This window comes from Arsenophonus sp. PmNCSU2021_1, from assembly GCF_036919435.1.
Classification (GTDB): Bacteria; Pseudomonadota; Gammaproteobacteria; order Enterobacterales; family Enterobacteriaceae; genus Arsenophonus; species Arsenophonus nilaparvatae.
Genome location: NZ_JAZHPL010000005.1, coordinates 210623 through 228093 on the forward strand (window position 1 = coordinate 210623; position 17471 = coordinate 228093).

The following is a 17471-nucleotide window of genomic DNA, read 5'->3' on the forward strand; positions in this document are numbered from 1 at the left end:
TAATTTATAAGGTTTTATCTATTTACATATTATGCTGAATTAAACTTAAAAATAGAGCGTTTTTTTATTGGTGCGAAACTCGTGAACTGGTAGGAAATCAGTTTAATTGGATATTTTGCTATTTTATTAATGGCCTGATAAATCGCATCCACCGGACCATTGTCTGTTGCTGCATCAGATTTTTCCTTATCGCCACATATTATTTTTATCGTGGCTGTGGCTAGTAGATTTGAGCCAGATTGGATACTGAAATAGGCTAAATGGAAAAATTCAGGCTCTTGTTGTTGTTGATTTATAAAAGCTAAAGCTTCCAGGTCATAGTCGAAGATCTGGCCTTTTTTATCAGCTAAGTGCAAAAATGCTTCATACAAACATTCTAAATTGTAATCTGTATCTTGATATCCTATCTCTGTCATTCGGTGCCTTACCGCCGCTCGGCCAGAACGAGAAGTCAGATTTAATTGCGTTTCCCTTAAGCCAATGGATGCTGGTGTCATAATTTCATAAGTTTCTCGATTCTTTAGTACACCATCTTGATGGATACCTGAAGAATGTGAGAAAGCATTACTGCCAACGATCGCTTTATTAGCAGGGATAGGGGCATTACATAACTTGCTGACTGATTGGCTGGTACGGTAAATTTCTTGATGACACGAGTTTCGCAATCTCCAAAAAAGAAGTATAAATTTAAAAACAAGAAAAAATCAGGGTGTTCATATTTTGTCGGGTTATCCATGTATTAAAGATATCTATAAAACATTCTTACAAGTACACGAGTTTCGCACCAATAAAAAAGCGCTCTATTTTTAAGTTTAATTCAGCATAATATATAAATAGAAAAAATCTCATAAATTAAAAATAACTTATTGTAATTTAAGTAAATTTATACGTCTTAGCAAGTTACAGATTAATTATTGTTCTGAAGCCATTTCTAGAATTTTATATGCCCGTGCGAAACTTGTGAAGTAAGCAGTTTAAGATACTCTGGTTTAGCGTTATCAGAAGTAAGCCCATCGCCTTTATCTCATGACACTGTTAGCCGATGGCTAAAAAGTAGATGTTTTAGACCTAAAGACCTATGGCGATTAGTTGAACCTTCTATAGACAAAAAAAGCCCTTGCGTACTAATTGCCGATGATACATTGATTGCCAAAACACGTAGTAAAAAAATAGAGATGGTCCATTATCAATATTCAGGTAATGAACATGAGGTTATTGCTGGCATAGGTTTAGTTAATTTGCTTTGGCATGATCTGACGAAGGTTGAATCAATTCCTATCAATTATCTTATTTATGATAAAGATTCTGATGGAAAAACAAAAAACACGCACTTTTCCGAAATGCTCACTCTTGCTAAAAAAAGAGGGATCATGCCAGAAGCCGTAGTGATGGATGCTTGGTATTCTAGCCTGGATAACCTGAAATCAATTCGCTCTCATGGTTGGATCTGGGTAACCACGCTGAGGAAAAATAGGATTGTTAACCATAACAAACAACTGAACAAGTTAGACATCTCAGAAGAAGGAACGTCAATACACTTGCGAGGATATGGTTGGGTAACCGTTTTCAAATTTACAGCCAAAAACGGCCGTATTGATTACATAGTAACAAACAAAGAGAATCACACCCGTCAATACCTCAAATCTATCATGGATGCCCGTTGGTCTGTTGAAGTTTATCATCGAGAAGTTAAACAAAACTGTGGTATTGAACGCTGTCAGGCTCGCACGAGCCGAGCGCAAAGAAATCATATTTTTCTCGCATTTCTGCGTGGTTTGAACAACATAAACGTCGTATATCTGAAAAAATAACCCTTTATCAACAAAATTGGGACGTAATCAAAAGTGCTATTACTGAGCAAATCCGTGTTTTATTAGCGTACCCAAATTAGTTTTGTGCGAAATTCGTGTCTATTTCTTTAGCATTACTTGAATTAGGGGTGAACGTACAAGAAAATGTCGCTATTTTTGCCGACAATGGTATGAATTGGTCTTTAACTGATTTGGCCATTTTACAACTTCGGGCAGTGACAGTGCCTCTCTATTCAACCAGTAGTGTCACTCAGGCTACTTATATCTTAAATGATGCTAATATTCGCATTCTATTTGTCGGTGATCAGGTTCAATATGATATAGCTAAGTCGCTATTTGAATTTTGTCCTAAATTGACTGATATTATTGTTTTTAATGAAGATATTTATATTTCTGATTGCCCAAAAGCTTACCCTCTATCTGCATTAATAGCGAAATCTTCAACCCTATTTTTGGCAGAATTGAAACAGCGGATTGCATAATATCAATTAAGTGATTTATTTACATTAATTTATACTTCAGATACCACCGGTGAGCCGAAAGGTGTGATGCTTGATTATGCCAATATGGCGGCTCAACTTTATTTACATGATAAACGCTTAACATTAACTGAGTCAGATATTTCACTCTGTTTTTTACCACTTTCTCATGTTTTTGAGCGAGCTTGGAGTTTCTATGTTATGCATATTGGCGCACAAAATGTCTATTTAACAGATGCTCAAAGTGTTAGAGAAGCTATGGTTGTAGTAAAACCCACTGTGATGTGCGCGGTGTCCCGTTTTTATGAAAAAGTTTATGCTGCCATAAGTCAGAAAGTTGCCAAAGCGTCTTGGCTTCGTAGACAGCTTTTCAATTGGGCGCTTAGTCAAGGTAAACGTCATGTAGCACTGGCTCAACAAGGAAAAAAAGGCAATTGGTTGCACTGTTTTTTTTATAGTAATGCCGATAAATGGGTATTAACTAAATTAAAAATGATTTTAGGTGGTCGGTTACGTTTTTTACCTGCCGCTGGCGCTCATCTTGATGATAAAGTTATTAGTTCCTTTTTGGCTGTCGGTATCAATATCAAATATGGTTATGGTATGACAGAAACTTGCGCAACAATTTCTTGTTGGGAAGAGAATAATTATTGCTTAGGTTCGATTGGTACACTGCTATCTGATATTCAGGTGCGTATTGGTCAGGAAAATGAGATCCAGGTTAAAGGGCCTATTGTAATGAGGGGCTACTTTAATAAGCCAACTGAAACAGCACAGGCCTTCACCCAAGATGGTTGGTTCAAAACAGGAGATAGCGGTAAGCTTAATGCAGCCGGAAACTTGTTCATTACCGAACGGTTAAAGGATTTAATGAAAACCTCTAATGGTAAATATATTGCTCCTCAATTGATTGAAGGGGCATTAGGTCAAGATCGTTTTATTGAACATATTGCAGTAATCGCTGATGCGCGTAAATTTGTTTCCGCACTGATCGTGCCTTGTTTTGATTCACTGGAAGAGTATGCCCATTCAATTAATTTGAAATATTGCTGTTGATTGGAGCTATTACGTAATAGTCGTATTGTTGAACTATTTGATTCACGCCTTAAAGAAATGCAAAAGAATTTTGCCAGTTTTCATCAAGTAAAACGTTTTACTCTGTTACCTATTGGTTTTTCTATGGAAAATGGCGAATTAACCCCGACTTTAAAATTAAGGCGTATGATCATCGCACAACGATATCAGCGTGAAATTGAATCCATGTACCAAGACTAAATTCTAATAGGGTTTTCATGGTGAAAAAAAAGCAAATTTTGCGGTGAAAATATCTCTTCAGCAAGTTAAAATGGAGCAACATTTATTGTCTCAAGCTTTTGAGACTTTTCCTGTTTGTAAAAGGGGTCATCAACGTGAAATTGGATGAAATTGCCCGTCTAGCCGGAGTTTCTCGCACAACCGCCAGTTATGTTATTAATGGTAAAGCTAAACAGTATCGAGTCAGTGATAAGACTGTTGAAAGAGTGATGTCTGTTGTTAAGGAACATAACTATTATCCAAATGCGGTTGCTGCAGGTCTTCGAGCTGGTCGTACCCATTCAATTGGTTTGGTGATCCCAGATTTAGAAAATACCAGTTATACACGGATTGCAAATTATCTTGAGCGTAAGGCACGTCAATGTGGGTATCAGTTACTCATTGCCTACTCGGAGGATCAACCAGATAACGAAACTCGGTGTATCGAGCACTTACTAAAGCGTCAGGTGGATGCAATCATTGTTTCTACCGCTCTAGCCCCGGAATATCCCTTTTATCAGCGCTGGACTAACCGTTCATTACCTATTATTGCTTTAGATCGCGCATTAGAACAACAGCATTTTATTAGTGTTGTTGGTGATGATTTACAAGATGCCAAAATGTTAGCAACTGAATTACACAAATTTTCGGTTAAAAAAGTTCTCTATTTAGGTGCGCTGCCAGAGCTTTCTGTTAGCTTATTACGTGAACAGGGATTTAGAGAATCTTGGCAAGATAATTCACATTCTGTCACTTATTTATATGCGAGTAGTTATGAACGTCATGCTGCTGAAGAAATTTTTGCGCAGTGGTTAAATCATAATGAAATGCCGGAAGCGTTTTTTACAACATCATTTTCTCTGTTACAAGGAGTAATGGACGTGATGTTAAAGCGTAATGGGCAATTAGCAAATGATATTGTGATTGCAACTTTTGGTGATAATGAATTGTTAGATTTTTTTACTTGTCCAGTATTATCGGTTGTTCAACGTCACCAAGCTATTGCTGATAAAGTAATAGAACTGGTATTAGCCAGTTTAAGTGAAAATAATAAGCCAAGCATTGGTGTAACACGTATCCAGAGTGACCTATGTAGAAGAGGTAGCTTAAGTCGTAAAATTTAACTTAAGTTAAAAACTATTTAATCAAATTTAAAAAATGCGCTATTAAAATGGCGTATTTTTTAAAAATTAATAAACTAATAACAATAAATAACCTGAGTTCGGGATAAGCATTATCAATTATACTTGAAGATACGTACCTGCAACAGGTATCTTTGGTTTAGATGGCATTAAACAATATGCAACCAGTCCGCCTAATAAATTCACTACAAAGTTAGCCGGAGAGCGATGTCGCGTATGCTCTATTTGACAAAGATTTTTTAACTCATCAAATACCGTTTCAATGACAGAACGATGACGCAAGATGGCTTTGTCGAAACAAGTCTGTTTAATAGGCTTCATTTTCTTCTTGATATTCGTTATAAGGCTAATTCCCATCGTTTTGAGTTGCTGTTTCAGTGAAGCCGATAAATACCCTTTATCTGCGTACAAACAACCAGAAAGATCCTTTGTCAGCTCAGGCAATGGTTTCCGATCATCGGTGTTTCCTGGTGTGAGTCGAAAACTGAGTATTTCCCCCAAATGATTGATAATTACATGAAGCTTGAAACCAAAGAACCAACCTGTTGAATTTTTTCCCCGTTCAGCTATCCCATTGAAGACTTTATGTCTGCGGATCCGTAAGTTATCACACACCGCTATCGGAGTAGAATCGGCAACCGATAGCCCCGTGCATTTTCCCTTAATTGACTCAAACAGTGCCGTTAACGCTAAGGCACTACGCGGAAGTAACTCTACACAGCGTGAATAGGATGGCAAGTTAGGAAATTCCTTCCGGAGATATAAGCGGACATAATAGAGATAAAATACCTTGAATTGCCTGAATCGGAGTTGATGAAACAACACAACCAGTGTCATCATTTCCGCCAACGAAAGCTGAGTAGACCGTCTACGACGCTTAGTACCGTTAGTCAGCAAATATTCATGCATTTTTGGCTCGAAGTCTTTGCAAAAATCATCCATCAGGCAATAAAGTTCAGTAAGATTTTCCATAATTGTTTAACAATGCTCTACTCTTTAACCAGACTGTTAGAGTATTTTAACAAAACAGGCTCATTCAACTATTTGAATATCAAGACTTTCTCTTTATTTCTTATCCCGAACTCAGGTTAAATAGTAATAATTCGGATAATTCCTAATAAAATTGTTTCGAATAATAAGATTCACACATAAAATAGTCACGGACTGATTAGAATATTTTTCTATTCAAAGTATAGACTTTGTACGATAAGCGATATAAAAAGTTACTGCATATTTATCAGTATGTGCAATATACTGATAAATAATATAATTTTTAAAATTTTACGACAAATAATTTTGGGGAAGTTTGATTAATTGTTATTTGTATGGATAAAGTGTTATCTGAAGGTTGATTTAAAATGAAGCATTGGTTGTGTATTTTAGTTTTTATTTCATTTTTTGCGAAATAAATAAGTTTCGGCAGTGAATATAAGTATAAAAATTAATTTATTCAATTTTATCATAATGTTAATTGTTTTTAATTTTTTACTCGTCAGAAAACCCACCCAATCATCTTTCAACATTATTCTGTAAATAAAACTAAAGCACCGTGCTGTTGCTTGACAAGATTTTCATACCCTTCGTAAACTCTATAGTAAGTGGGAAATTGTGGTGTAATGTGGTGATTTTTGTAATATAAGGGTTGAAGAGATATGTTTCGTGGCGCAACACTCGTCAATCTCGACAGCAAAGGGCGATTAACCGTGCCTACGCGTTATCGCGGTATGCTGAACGAGGAGTCTGAAGGGCAGATGGTTTTTACTATCGACCTTCATCAGCCATGCCTATTACTTTATACATTACCTGAATGGGAAATTATTGAAAAAAAACTATCACAACTTTCTACTATGAATCCGGCTGAACGTCGTGTTCAGCGTTTATTACTTGGGCATGCCAGTGAATGTCAGATGGATAGTGCAGGTCGTCTTTTGCTCGCTAATACTTTGCGGCAACATGCCGGGCTCAAAAAGGCAGTTATGCTGGTTGGTCAAATTAATAAATTTGAGTTATGGGATGAGCAGACTTGGTATCAGCAAGTACAAACGGATATTGAGGCTCAACACAGCACAAATGAACCATTATCAACGCGGTTACAGGATCTATCTCTTTAATATGGCAGACAGTCGGTTTAAACACATCAGTGTGCTTCTTGATGAAGCAGTCAATGGATTGAATATAAAAGCAAATGGCATTTATGTTGACGGTACTTTTGGCCGGGGAGGGCACTCGCAATTAATTCTCTCCCAGTTAGGCAGTGAAGGGCGCCTGATCGCGATAGACAGAGATCCGCATGCAGTGGCAGCCGCTGAAAAAATGATCACTGATGACAGATTTTTAATTAAACATGGTTCTTTTTCTCAGTTACAGACATTTATTGCAGAAGAGGAATTAGTTGGCAAGATTGATGGCGTACTGCTTGATTTAGGTGTTTCATCACCGCAATTAGATGATCCAGAGCGAGGCTTTTCTTTTATGCGTGATGGACCATTAGATATGCGAACGGATCCGACGACAGGTCAATCTGCCGCTGAATGGCTGATGAAGGCTGAAGAATCCGATATAGCCTGGGTATTGAAAACTTATGGTGAAGAACGATTTGCAAAAAGAATTGCAAAAGCGATTGTGGCTCGTAACCATCATTCAGCGGAAGAGCCATTAACACGGACAAAACAACTTGCAGAATTGATAGCACAAGTTAGTCCGTTTAAAGAGAAACATAAGCATCCAGCAACGCGATCGTTCCAGGCAATTCGTATTTATATCAATAGTGAATTAGAAGAAATAGCAAAAGCATTAGAGGGTTCATTGAAGGTATTGGCACCGCAGGGACGGTTGTCGATTATTAGTTTTCATTCATTGGAAGATAGATTGGTTAAGCGTTTTATCCGCGAGCATAGCAGAGGACCAAAAATCCCGGTCGGATTACCATTAACCGATGTGCAATTAAAAGCAATTGGTAGCCCGATATTGAAAGTGTTAGGCAAAATGAAACCGACAGCAAGAGAAGTTATCGAAAATCCACGAGCAAGAAGCTCAGTTGTACGTTTTGCTGAAATGTTGGAATGATAATGACTGCGGAAAAATATAGCTTAATTAGGATCATTGGTTACGATATTTTTCGGCACGGAGCTGTCCCGTTGATTCTATTGATAGTGATTATCATATCAGCGATTTCAATTGTTACAGTCAGTCATCAAACACGATTATTAACAGCACAAAAGGATTTGATGACAGAAGAAAAAGAATCTTTAGATATAGAATGGCGCAATTTGATTTTGGAAGAAAACTCATTAGGAAATCATAGTCGAGTTGAACGCCTTTCGGTTGAAAAGCTACAAATGGTCCATGTAGATCCGACACAAGAACATATTGTGATTGCAAAATAGTTTTAGTCAATAGGTAAACAACATGAAGCCTGCGCGCTCAGTGAAGTATAGAAGACGGTACGAAGAAAAAGTTAGCTATGTTAGCTGGCGTTTCTTGCTATTGTGTGCGGGCATAGGATTGGCATTAATTGGTCTCATTATTCGTGTTACTTATCTACAAGTTATTAACCCGGAAGAGCTTGTTAAAGAAGGTGATATGCGTTCGCTTCGCGTTCAGAAAGTGACGGCTGCACGGGGCATGATAAGTGATCGTGAGGGGCGTCAGCTAGCAGTAAGTGTTCCGGTTTATGCTATTTGGGCTGATCCGAAAATAATTTACGAAAATGGTGGATTAACCAATGATGAACGTTGGCAAGTATTAGCGGATGAGCTAAGGCTCCCGCTCGAGCAAGTGAACCATAAAATTAGTCTTAACCCTAACAGTCGGTTTGCCTATTTAGCGCGCCAAGTGAATCCATCTGTTGGTGAATATATTAGCAAATTAAAAATAGCCGGTATTTATTTGCGTAAAGAGTCTCGTCGCTATTATCCATCTGGTCCAGTAGCAGCGCATTTAATTGGGGTAACAGATATTGATGGACAGGGAATTGAAGGAATTGAAAAAAGCTTTAACTATCTATTAACTGGGGCTCCAGGCGAAAGGATAGTGCGTAAAGATCGTTATGGGCGAGTTATCGAAGATGTTTCTTCCATTGATAGTCAGGTTGCCCACGACTTGGTATTAAGTATTGACGAACGCATACAGTCATTGGTTTATCGTGAATTAACACGCAGTGTAATGGAGAATAAAGCCGAGTCGGGTACTGCTATTTTAGTCGATGTTCATACGGGTGAAGTATTGGCGATGGCTAACAGCCCCTCCTATAACCCGAATAATCTTGCGGGTACTCCAACTCAAGTGATGCGTAACCGCGCGATCACCGATGTATTTGAACCTGGATCAACAGTTAAACCGATGGTAATTGTTAGTGCATTGAATAATGGAATTGTCAAAGCCAATAGTGTGTTAAATACTCAACCCTATATAATTAGTGGTCATGAAATTAAAGATGTAGCAAGGTATAGAGAGTTATCGATTACAGGTATTTTACAAAAATCAAGTAATGTTGGTGTTTCAAAGTTAGCGTTAGCGATGCCTGCCGATGAACTGGTAGACGTTTATGCTCGTTTCGGTTTGGGTAAACCAACAAATTTAGGATTAATTGGAGAAAGTAGTGGCATCTTTCCTAATAAAAAAATGCGGTGGTCTGAATTTGAAAGGGCCACCTTTTCTTTTGGTTATGGGCTAATGGTAACACCATTACAGTTAGCGAGAGTTTATGCAACAATTGGTAGTTTTGGTATTTATCGCCCGCTATCAATTACAAAAGTTGATCCGCCGGTATCTGGAGCTCGTATTTTCCCTGAGGCGATTATGCGGACGGTGGTTCGCATGATGGAAAGTGTTGCATTGCCTGGTGGCGGTGGTGTTCGAGCCGCAGTGAAGGGTTATCAAATAGCAATTAAGACAGGTACAGCAAAAAAAGTTGGTAATGATGGCCATTATATTAATCAATATATTGCTTATACGGCTGGCGTAGCACCAGCAAGTAACCCTCGTTATGCCCTGGTTGTGATTATCAATGAGCCTACTGCGGGGAAATATTACGGTGGTGCTGTTTCTGCGCCCGTATTTGGAGCCATTATGGGCGGCGTTTTACGTTTAATGAATATAGAGCCTGATGCATTGACCTCAGATGATAATGAATTAGTAATTAACAAGATAAAAGAGGATACAGGTGGCAGATCGTAATCTACGCGATTTACTTGCACCACTGGGTGTTAACGCGCCAGATAAGGTGTTACGAGAAATGACGCTTGATAGCCGTAAGGTAGCGGCAGGAGACCTATTTTTAGCAATTAAGGGCCATCAAACAGATGGACGACAATATATTTCTCAAGCGATAGGGCAAGGTGTCGCCGCAATTATTGCTGAAGCACAAGGCGAGACAGAAGCTGGAACGATTCGATATATGCATGGCGTCCCTGTCATTTATATTAATGATCTGAATAATCAATTATCACTGTTAGCGGGAGAATTTTATCAACATCCAGCTGCAAAATTGCGATTAATTGGTGTAACAGGAACAAATGGTAAAACAACCACTACTCAGCTAATTGCTCAGTGGGCTAAAGGGCTGGGCGAAGTCAGTGCCATAATGGGCACGGTTGGTAACGGAATATTAGGACAAATTGTACCTAGTGAAAATACCACCGGCTCGGCGGTTGATGTTCAGGCTGAATTGCAGTTGTTGGTTGACAAGCAGGCAACCTTAGTGGCGATGGAAGTTTCCTCCCATGGCTTAGTGCAAGGTCGGGTTGCTGCTATTCCTTTTACCGCTGCTGTGTTTACTAATTTAAGTCGTGATCACCTTGATTATCATGGTGATATGCAAAATTATGCAGCGGCAAAATGGTTATTATTTTCAAGCCATAAATCTGATAAACAGATTATCAATGTAGATGATGATACCGGTTTGCAGTGGCTTGCAAGATTGCCACAAGCATGTGCAGTTTCGATGGAGGATCGCATACCTACTGATTGGCAGGGTGCTTGGGTGCTAGTGGAGCAAGTTGATTATCATGATCGTGGGGCGACTATTCATTTTAATTCGACTTGGGGAAAAAGTTCGCTAGAAAGCCCACTAATGGGGGCTTTTAATGTTAATAATGTCATGTTAGCCATGGCGACACTTTTAATTATCGGTTACCCATTTGATACGGTGATAAAATCATCACATGCCATACAACCGGTCTGTGGACGAATGGAAGTTTTCACCTCACCAGGGCGGCCAACGGTTGTTGTCGATTATGCTCATACTCCGGATGCACTCGAAAAAGCATTAATTGCGCTCCGTCTCCATTGTCGTGGCAAACTTTGGTGTGTATTTGGTTGTGGTGGTGATAGAGACAAGGGTAAACGTGCATTAATGGGCAGTGTGGCTGAACAGTATGCTGATATTGTGGTAGTAACCGATGATAATCCACGTAGTGAAGAGCCAAAAGCCATAATCGATGATATTTTAAGCGGTTTTCTTGATGCTGGTCGGGCAATGCCGATTGTTGGCCGAGTGGAAGCGGTCACTAGTGCGATTATGCAGGCCGATACTGATGATGTCATATTAATTGCCGGTAAAGGTCATGAAGATTATCAAATTATTGGTGATCGTCGGCTCGATTATTCCGATCGCTTGACGGTAGCCCGGCTATTGGGGGTGATGGCATGATCCCTATTTCATTGAAGCAATTGGCTACTGTAACCCAAGGTGCTTTACAGCAAATAAATGATCAGCAGGCAGCGAGTTTATGGCTGGATACGGTAACAACCAATAGCCGCCAGCAACCCATTAATGGTTTATTTATTGCTTTAAAGGGTGAACATTTTGATGGTCACCATTTTGCTAAAGAGGCTATTGCAGCTGGTGCTACGGCATTATTAGTTGAGCGGCCGTTAACTATTCACTGTCCACAAGTTATTGTTAAAGATACGCGTTTAGCTATGGGGAAGTTAGCCGCTTGGGTTCGATCACAAAGCAAAGCTAAGGTTATAGGGCTGACGGGCTCTTCTGGCAAAACTTCGGTTAAAGAGATGGTGGCCGCCATTCTATCACAATGTGGTACAACACTTTTTACTGCAGGTAATTTCAATAATGATATTGGTGTGCCGTTAACGTTATTTCGATTGACGGCAGAGCACCAGTATGCAGTGATTGAAATGGGAGCCAATCATATCGGTGAAATTGCCTATACCACTAATATGGTTAGACCGGATAGTGTATTGGTTAATAATTTATTTGCTGCTCATCTTGAAGGTTTTGGTTCATTAGCGAGTGTTGCTAAGGCAAAGGGAGAGATTTTTCAGGGATTAGCGGAAACAGGAACGGCAGTTATTAATTTGGCTAGCCATGATTGGAAAAATTGGCAATCTTATTTTAAACAACAACAAACCATTTGGCGTTTTTCTATGGAGAAACAGCAACAGGCTGATTTTTATGCGGAAAATATTACCACGAAATCAATAGGTAGCGAATTTGAGTTGCATACACCAATCGGTATTGTATCAATATTATTACCCTTAGCCGGTAAACATAATGTTGCTAATGCATTAGCGGCTAGTGCTTTAGCTATGTCTGTTGGTGCGACGCTTGAGCAAATAATGCTTGGATTGGCAGCTGTTCAGCCGGTATCAGGTCGTTTATACCCAATTCATTTAGCGCCCGGTAAACTTATTTTAGATGACACCTACAATGCCAATACCGGCTCTATGATTGCTGCTGCTGATGTTTTATCTCAAATGCCTGGATACCGTATTTTGGTGGTCGGTGATATGAGTGAATTAGGCGATCAGACCGAAAAATGGCATCAAGCAGTCGGCTTGGCGACTCAGCAAATGAAGCTTGACCGAGTGTTAAGTATTGGTCAACAAAGTATCGTTATTAGTCAACAGAGTGGTTGCGGTGAGCATTTTGCTTCTAAAAAAGAGTTAATTGCAAAACTGATCCCATTAATAAAAGAACACGAAACGGTATCAGTTTTAGTTAAAGGTTCGCGCAGTACAGCAATGGAAGAAGTTGTACACGCCTTACAGGAGTGCTTTTTATGTTAGTCTGGTTAGCCGAATATTTAGTTAAATATTTTTCTGGCTTTAATCTTTTCTCCTATTTGACATTTCGGGCTATTACCAGTTTGTTAACGGCTTTGGTGATTGCGCTATGGATGGGGCCCCATTTGATTTCCTATTTGCAAAAATTACAAATAGGTCAGATTGTGCGTGATGAAGGTCCCGAATCGCATTTTTGCAAACGTGGCACACCTACCATGGGCGGTGTGTTGATTTTATCTTCTATTGTGATTTCAGTCATGCTATGGGCGCGGTTAAATAATCCATATGTTTGGTGCGTATTAGCCGTTTTATTGGGATATGGTGTTATTGGCTTTATTGATGATTATCGTAAAGTGGTACGTAAAAACTCTAGAGGATTGATTGCTCGGTGGAAATATTTCTGGCAATCCGTATTGGCTTTGGGAATAGCATTTGCTCTATATAGCACAGGTAAAGATACGGCAGTCACTCAATTGGTTGTACCATTTTTTAAAGATGTCATGCCACAACTTGGTCTGTTTTATATTTTACTGACTTATTTTGTTATTGTTGGCACAAGTAATGCAGTTAATTTAACTGATGGACTAGACGGTTTAGCGATTATGCCAACCGTTTTTATTTCGGCAGGTTTTGCATTAGTGGCTTGGGCAACGGGTAATTTCAATTTTGCCAACTATTTAAAAATTCCTTATATCAGCCACGCAGGTGAATTAGTCGTGGTTTGTACGGCAATTGTTGGTGCCGGTTTGGGATTTTTATGGTTTAACTCCTATCCTGCGCAAGTTTTCATGGGCGATGTTGGCTCATTGGCATTAGGCGGTGCATTGGGAACGATTGCGGTTTTATTACGGCAAGAATTTTTATTACTGATTATGGGGGGTGTGTTTGTTGTTGAAACCTTATCGGTAATTTTACAAGTTGGATCATTTAAACTGCGTGGTCAACGCATTTTTCGGATGGCGCCGATCCACCATCATTACGAATTAAAAGGATGGCCTGAACCTCGAGTCATTGTGCGTTTTTGGATCATCTCATTAATGCTGGTATTGATTGGATTGGTAACATTAAAGGTACGTTAATAATGGCTAATTATCAGGGCAAAAAAGTTGTCATCATCGGGTTAGGCCAGACAGGTCTATCTTGTATCGACTTTTTTCTCTCTCGCCAGGTTGTGCCACGCGTAATTGATACCAGAATAACACCGCCAGGTAAGGATAAATTGCCGGCGGAAGTCGCCTGCCACTGTGGTAGTTGGAATAGTGAATGGTTGATGGCGGCTGATTTGATCGTTGCAAGCCCCGGTATTTCGCTTGCTACTCCAGAATTAAAAAAAGCCGCAGATAAAGGTATTGAAATTATTGGTGATATTGAACTTTTTTGTCGTGAAATAGATAAACCGATAGTTGCTATCACCGGTTCTAATGGTAAGAGTACGGTTACAGCATTAGTTGGTGAAATGGCAAAAGCAGCTAATTGGCAAGTGGCAGTTGGTGGCAATATTGGAACGCCGGTGCTGACATTATTAGCAAAAGATTATGATTTGTATGTATTAGAGCTTTCTAGTTTTCAGCTTGAAACAACATCAAGTTTAAAGGCTACGGTAGCAACCATATTAAATGTGACAGAAGATCATATGGATCTGTATCCGACAGGTGTTGAACAGTACCGCGCGGCTAAGTTACGAATTTATGCTGGCGCTAAAGTTTGTATTATTAATGAACAAGAACCACAAACTTGGCCACTATTGGGCCGTGATGCACGTTGTATCAGTTTTGGCATTAATAGTGGGGATTATCAATTAAATACACGTTGCCAAGAACTACAAATAAAAGGGCAACCGATTATTGATACCGCTGAAATACGGTTAGTTGGGCAGCATAACTATCTTAATGGCGCGGCTGCCCTGGCTTTAGCGGATGCGGTGAAGATTCCAAGAAAAGCAAGTTTAACGGCATTAACTCAATATGCAGGCTTGCCTCATCGTTGCCAATTAGTTCATCAGAATCAAGGTATTCAATGGGTTAATGATTCTAAAGCAACGAATGTTGGCAGCGCAGAAGCCGCTTTAAAAGGTTTACAAGTAGCTGGAACGCTTTATTTATTATTGGGTGGGGAGGGAAAGTCAGCAGATTTTTCACCATTAAAATCCTATATCTCAGCAAAAAACATTAAATTATGTTGTTTTGGCCGTGATGGTTATCAATTGGCACAATTAAAACCGAATAGTTTGTTACTAGATACAATGGAGCAATGTCTGCGCGCCATCGCACCGGAATTGAAAGCCGGTGATATGGTACTTCTTTCACCAGCTTGTGCTAGCTTCGACCAATTTCGTAACTTTGAACAACGGGGTGATAGATTTAGCCAATTAGCAAAGGAGTTAGGTCAAGAATGATATTTAACTTCAAACGACTAACAAATTGGGCTAACGGTGAGCCGGATAACGATGTTCTGGATACGATCCTTTATGATCGTACTTTGGTTTGGCTTACATTAGGTCTGGCTATAATTGGTTTTATTATGGTGACATCAGCATCGATGCCAGTTGGGCAGCGTTTAACGCAAGATCCTTTTTTCTTTGCTAAACGCGATGTTATCTATCTTATTTTATCATTTGGTTTAGCTTTATTAGTCTTAAATATTCCAATGGTGTGGTGGGAAAAATATAATTTTTTATTATTGATAACCTCCCTAATATTGTTATTAGTGGTATTGGTTGCCGGAAGCTCAGTTAATGGAGCTTCTCGTTGGATTAATACCGGTATTGTCCGTATACAGCCGGCTGAGATCGCAAAATTAGCCTTATTTTGCTATGTATCCAGTTATTTAGTCAGAAAAACCGATGAGGTGAGAACGCGGTTTTTGGGCTTTATCAAACCGATGTGCATTTTAATATTAATGGCTATTTTACTGCTATTACAACCTGATTTAGGTACAGTAATTGTGCTGGTTGTGACAACTTTAGCACTGCTATTCCTGGCAGGTGCTAGATTAGCACCGTTTATTATCGGTATTGTTATTTGTGCGGTAGGTGTTATTGGCTTGATCTATTTTGAGCCTTATCGTTTGCGTCGAATAACCTCTTTTCTCAATCCATGGGCGGATCCTTTTGGCAGTGGCTATCAATTAACACAATCTTTGATGGCGTTTGGGCGTGGTGAATTATGGGGCCAAGGTTTAGGTAATTCTATCCAAAAATTAGAATATTTGCCTGAAGCACATACTGATTTTATTTTCTCAGTTTTAGCGGAAGAACTTGGTTATATCGGTGTTGTGTTAGTGCTTTTAATGTTATTTTTTGTTGCTTTTCGTAGCATGATGATTGGCAAACGGGCATTAGATGCAAAGCAACATTTTTCCGGTTATCTAGCCTGTTCAATCGGTATCTGGTTTACTTTCCAAGCGTTGGTTAATGTTGGCGCTGCAGCCGGAATGTTACCAACTAAAGGGTTGACACTACCGTTAATTAGCTATGGTGGCTCTAGCTTATTAATTATGTTTATTGCCATTGCTATCTTGTTACGTATCGATTTTGAAACACGCCTTAAGAGAGCACAAGCATTTGTAAGGAGAACGAAATGAGCCAACCAAAACGCCTCCTGGTGATGGCAGGCGGTACTGGAGGACATGTTTTTCCCGGACTGGCAGTGGCTAATTATTTAAAGCTACAAGGTTGGGATGTTCGTTGGTTAGGAACTGCTGACCGGATGGAGGCAGATTTAGTTCCTAAGCATGGCATTGAGATTGAATTTATAAACATTTCTGGTTTACGTGGTAAAGGTATCAAAGCATTGCTTGTAGCTCCGTTTAAAATTATTAAATCAATAAAGCAGGCAAAAGTGATTATGCAGCGTTATCAACCTGATGTCGTATTAGGCATGGGAGGATATGTTTCTGGCCCAGGCGGTATTGCTGCCTGGTTATCTAATATTCCAATTGTACTGCATGAGCAAAATGGGGTAGCAGGTTTAACCAATCGGTGGTTAGCTAAAATTGCTAAGCGTGTTTTACAAGCATTTCCAAGTGCATTCCCTAATGCTACGGTAGTCGGAAACCCAGTTCGTGAGACGGTATTAGCCTTACCTGAACCCGAAGAACGTTTAATTGATCGTGATGGCGCTATTCGAATTTTAGTGATAGGGGGTAGTCAAGGGGCAAGAATTTTAAACCAAACATTACCCGAAGTAGCCGCTCAACTAGATGGAAAGGTGACTATTTGGCATCAAGCGGGCAAAGGTGCTCAGCAAATGACGGAAACTTTATATAAAAAGTTATGTTGTAAATCAGATAATTATAAAGTAACTGAATTTATTGATGATATGGCTGAGGCTTATGCTTGGGCTGATATCATCATCTGTCGAGCAGGTGCTTTAACGGTAAGTGAAGTTGCTGCTGCCGGCTTACCAGCAATTTTTGTTCCTTTTCAGCATAAAGATCGGCAACAGTACTGGAATGCGTTACCGTTAGAGAAGGCTGGAGCAGCGAAAATTGTTGAGCAGCCGCAATTTTCAACGGATGTGTTGGTGAATCTATTAAATCAATGGTCGCGTCCGCAGTTATTGGATATGGCAAAAAAAGCACGAGCGACATCGATTACTGACGCAACTAAACGTGTGGCGGCAACCTTAATTGAAGTTGCTAAATGAAACCGATTTTACATTGCAGAATGTTGAAATCAGCGATAGAAATAGTGAAGAGAGTAAAGTGAATACACAACA

At 39.4% G+C, this 17471-nt stretch carries 12 protein-coding genes and 3 pseudogenes; 13 read left to right on the forward strand and 2 right to left on the reverse strand.

Annotation, left to right across the window (positions count from 1 at the left end):
- Positions 1-77 precede the first annotated feature (77 nt).
- Positions 78-659 (reverse strand): annotated as a pseudogene (locus V3224_RS11685) (homocitrate synthase/isopropylmalate synthase family protein); the annotation flags it as partial.
- Between the two features lie 282 nt (positions 660-941).
- Between V3224_RS11685 and V3224_RS11690 the strand changes: the two are divergent.
- The 3 genes and pseudogenes from V3224_RS11690 to cra all read left to right on the forward strand — a co-directional run bounded on the left by V3224_RS11690 (position 942) and on the right by cra (position 4707).
- Positions 942-1891 (forward strand): annotated as a pseudogene (locus V3224_RS11690) (IS701 family transposase).
- A 48-nt stretch (positions 1892-1939) separates the two neighbouring features.
- Positions 1940-3565: pseudogene (locus V3224_RS11695) on the forward strand (AMP-dependent synthetase/ligase); the annotation flags it as partial.
- Positions 3566-3699: 134 nt separating this feature from the next.
- The gene (gene cra / locus V3224_RS11700; RefSeq protein WP_334470640.1) at positions 3700-4707 is read left to right on the forward strand and encodes a catabolite repressor/activator; all 1008 of its coding nucleotides are present in this window, start codon (positions 3700-3702) and stop codon (positions 4705-4707) included.
- A 117-nt stretch (positions 4708-4824) separates the two neighbouring features.
- Here cra and V3224_RS11705 read toward each other — a convergent pair whose 3' ends face one another.
- Positions 4825-5697, reverse strand: a complete 873-nt coding sequence (locus V3224_RS11705) for an IS982 family transposase (RefSeq protein WP_334467716.1) — start codon at positions 5695-5697, stop codon at positions 4825-4827.
- A gap of 680 nt (positions 5698-6377) precedes the next feature.
- On the opposite strand from V3224_RS11705, the gene mraZ reads away from it, so the two are divergent.
- The 10 genes from mraZ to murG are packed head-to-tail and all read left to right on the forward strand — an operon-like array spanning position 6378 to position 17399.
- Complete coding sequence (mraZ, locus tag V3224_RS11710) at positions 6378-6836, forward strand: division/cell wall cluster transcriptional repressor MraZ (protein WP_032115232.1); 459 nt, start codon at positions 6378-6380, stop codon at positions 6834-6836.
- Between the two features lies 1 nt (position 6837).
- A complete protein-coding gene (gene rsmH / locus V3224_RS11715) occupies positions 6838-7791 on the forward strand; it encodes a 16S rRNA (cytosine(1402)-N(4))-methyltransferase RsmH (protein WP_334470643.1) in 954 nt (317 codons plus the stop codon).
- 2 nt (positions 7792-7793) lie between these two features.
- The gene (gene ftsL, locus V3224_RS11720) at positions 7794-8111 is read left to right on the forward strand and encodes a cell division protein FtsL (protein ID WP_081932879.1); all 318 of its coding nucleotides are present in this window, start codon (positions 7794-7796) and stop codon (positions 8109-8111) included.
- A gap of 22 nt (positions 8112-8133) precedes the next feature.
- A complete protein-coding gene (gene ftsI, locus V3224_RS11725; protein ID WP_334470645.1) occupies positions 8134-9903 on the forward strand; it encodes a peptidoglycan glycosyltransferase FtsI in 1770 nt (589 codons plus the stop codon).
- Positions 9890-11377, forward strand: coding sequence for a UDP-N-acetylmuramoyl-L-alanyl-D-glutamate--2,6-diaminopimelate ligase (gene murE / locus V3224_RS11730; RefSeq protein WP_334470647.1), 1488 nt, complete (start codon positions 9890-9892; stop codon positions 11375-11377). Before ftsI ends, murE begins: the two co-directional genes overlap by 14 nt.
- Positions 11374-12756, forward strand: a complete 1383-nt coding sequence (gene murF / locus V3224_RS11735; RefSeq protein WP_334470649.1) for a UDP-N-acetylmuramoyl-tripeptide--D-alanyl-D-alanine ligase — start codon at positions 11374-11376, stop codon at positions 12754-12756. The genes murE and murF overlap by 4 nt, the downstream gene beginning before the upstream one ends.
- Positions 12750-13832 carry a phospho-N-acetylmuramoyl-pentapeptide-transferase gene (mraY, locus tag V3224_RS11740; protein WP_334470651.1) on the forward strand — a complete coding sequence of 361 codons (1083 nt, stop codon included), beginning with the start codon at positions 12750-12752 and terminating at the stop codon, positions 13830-13832. Before murF ends, mraY begins: the two co-directional genes overlap by 7 nt.
- A 2-nt stretch (positions 13833-13834) precedes the next feature.
- The gene (gene murD / locus V3224_RS11745) at positions 13835-15148 is read left to right on the forward strand and encodes a UDP-N-acetylmuramoyl-L-alanine--D-glutamate ligase (protein ID WP_334470899.1); all 1314 of its coding nucleotides are present in this window, start codon (positions 13835-13837) and stop codon (positions 15146-15148) included.
- Entirely contained in the window at positions 15145-16335 is a 1191-nt protein-coding gene (gene ftsW, locus V3224_RS11750; RefSeq protein WP_180816745.1) for a cell division protein FtsW, read from the forward strand. The genes murD and ftsW overlap by 4 nt, the downstream gene beginning before the upstream one ends.
- Positions 16332-17399 (forward strand): undecaprenyldiphospho-muramoylpentapeptide beta-N-acetylglucosaminyltransferase, encoded by a 1068-nt coding sequence (gene murG / locus V3224_RS11755; RefSeq protein ID WP_334470654.1) that lies wholly within the window; start codon positions 16332-16334, stop codon positions 17397-17399. The genes ftsW and murG overlap by 4 nt, the downstream gene beginning before the upstream one ends.
- The last annotated feature ends 72 nt before the right edge of the window (positions 17400-17471 follow it).

Coding starts and splice junctions, on each gene's coding strand:
- V3224_RS11705 (WP_334467716.1), bottom strand. CDS start 5,697: ATGGAAAATCTTACTGAACTTTATTGCCTGATGGATGATTTTTGCAAA.
- mraZ (WP_032115232.1), top strand. CDS start 6,378: ATGTTTCGTGGCGCAACACTCGTCAATCTCGACAGCAAAGGGCGATTA.
- rsmH (WP_334470643.1), top strand. CDS start 6,838: ATGGCAGACAGTCGGTTTAAACACATCAGTGTGCTTCTTGATGAAGCA.
- ftsL (WP_081932879.1), top strand. CDS start 7,794: ATGACTGCGGAAAAATATAGCTTAATTAGGATCATTGGTTACGATATT.
- ftsI (WP_334470645.1), top strand. CDS start 8,134: ATGAAGCCTGCGCGCTCAGTGAAGTATAGAAGACGGTACGAAGAAAAA.
- murF (WP_334470649.1), top strand. CDS start 11,374: ATGATCCCTATTTCATTGAAGCAATTGGCTACTGTAACCCAAGGTGCT.
- mraY (WP_334470651.1), top strand. CDS start 12,750: ATGTTAGTCTGGTTAGCCGAATATTTAGTTAAATATTTTTCTGGCTTT.
- murD (WP_334470899.1), top strand. CDS start 13,835: ATGGCTAATTATCAGGGCAAAAAAGTTGTCATCATCGGGTTAGGCCAG.
- ftsW (WP_180816745.1), top strand. CDS start 15,145: ATGATATTTAACTTCAAACGACTAACAAATTGGGCTAACGGTGAGCCG.
- murG (WP_334470654.1), top strand. CDS start 16,332: ATGAGCCAACCAAAACGCCTCCTGGTGATGGCAGGCGGTACTGGAGGA.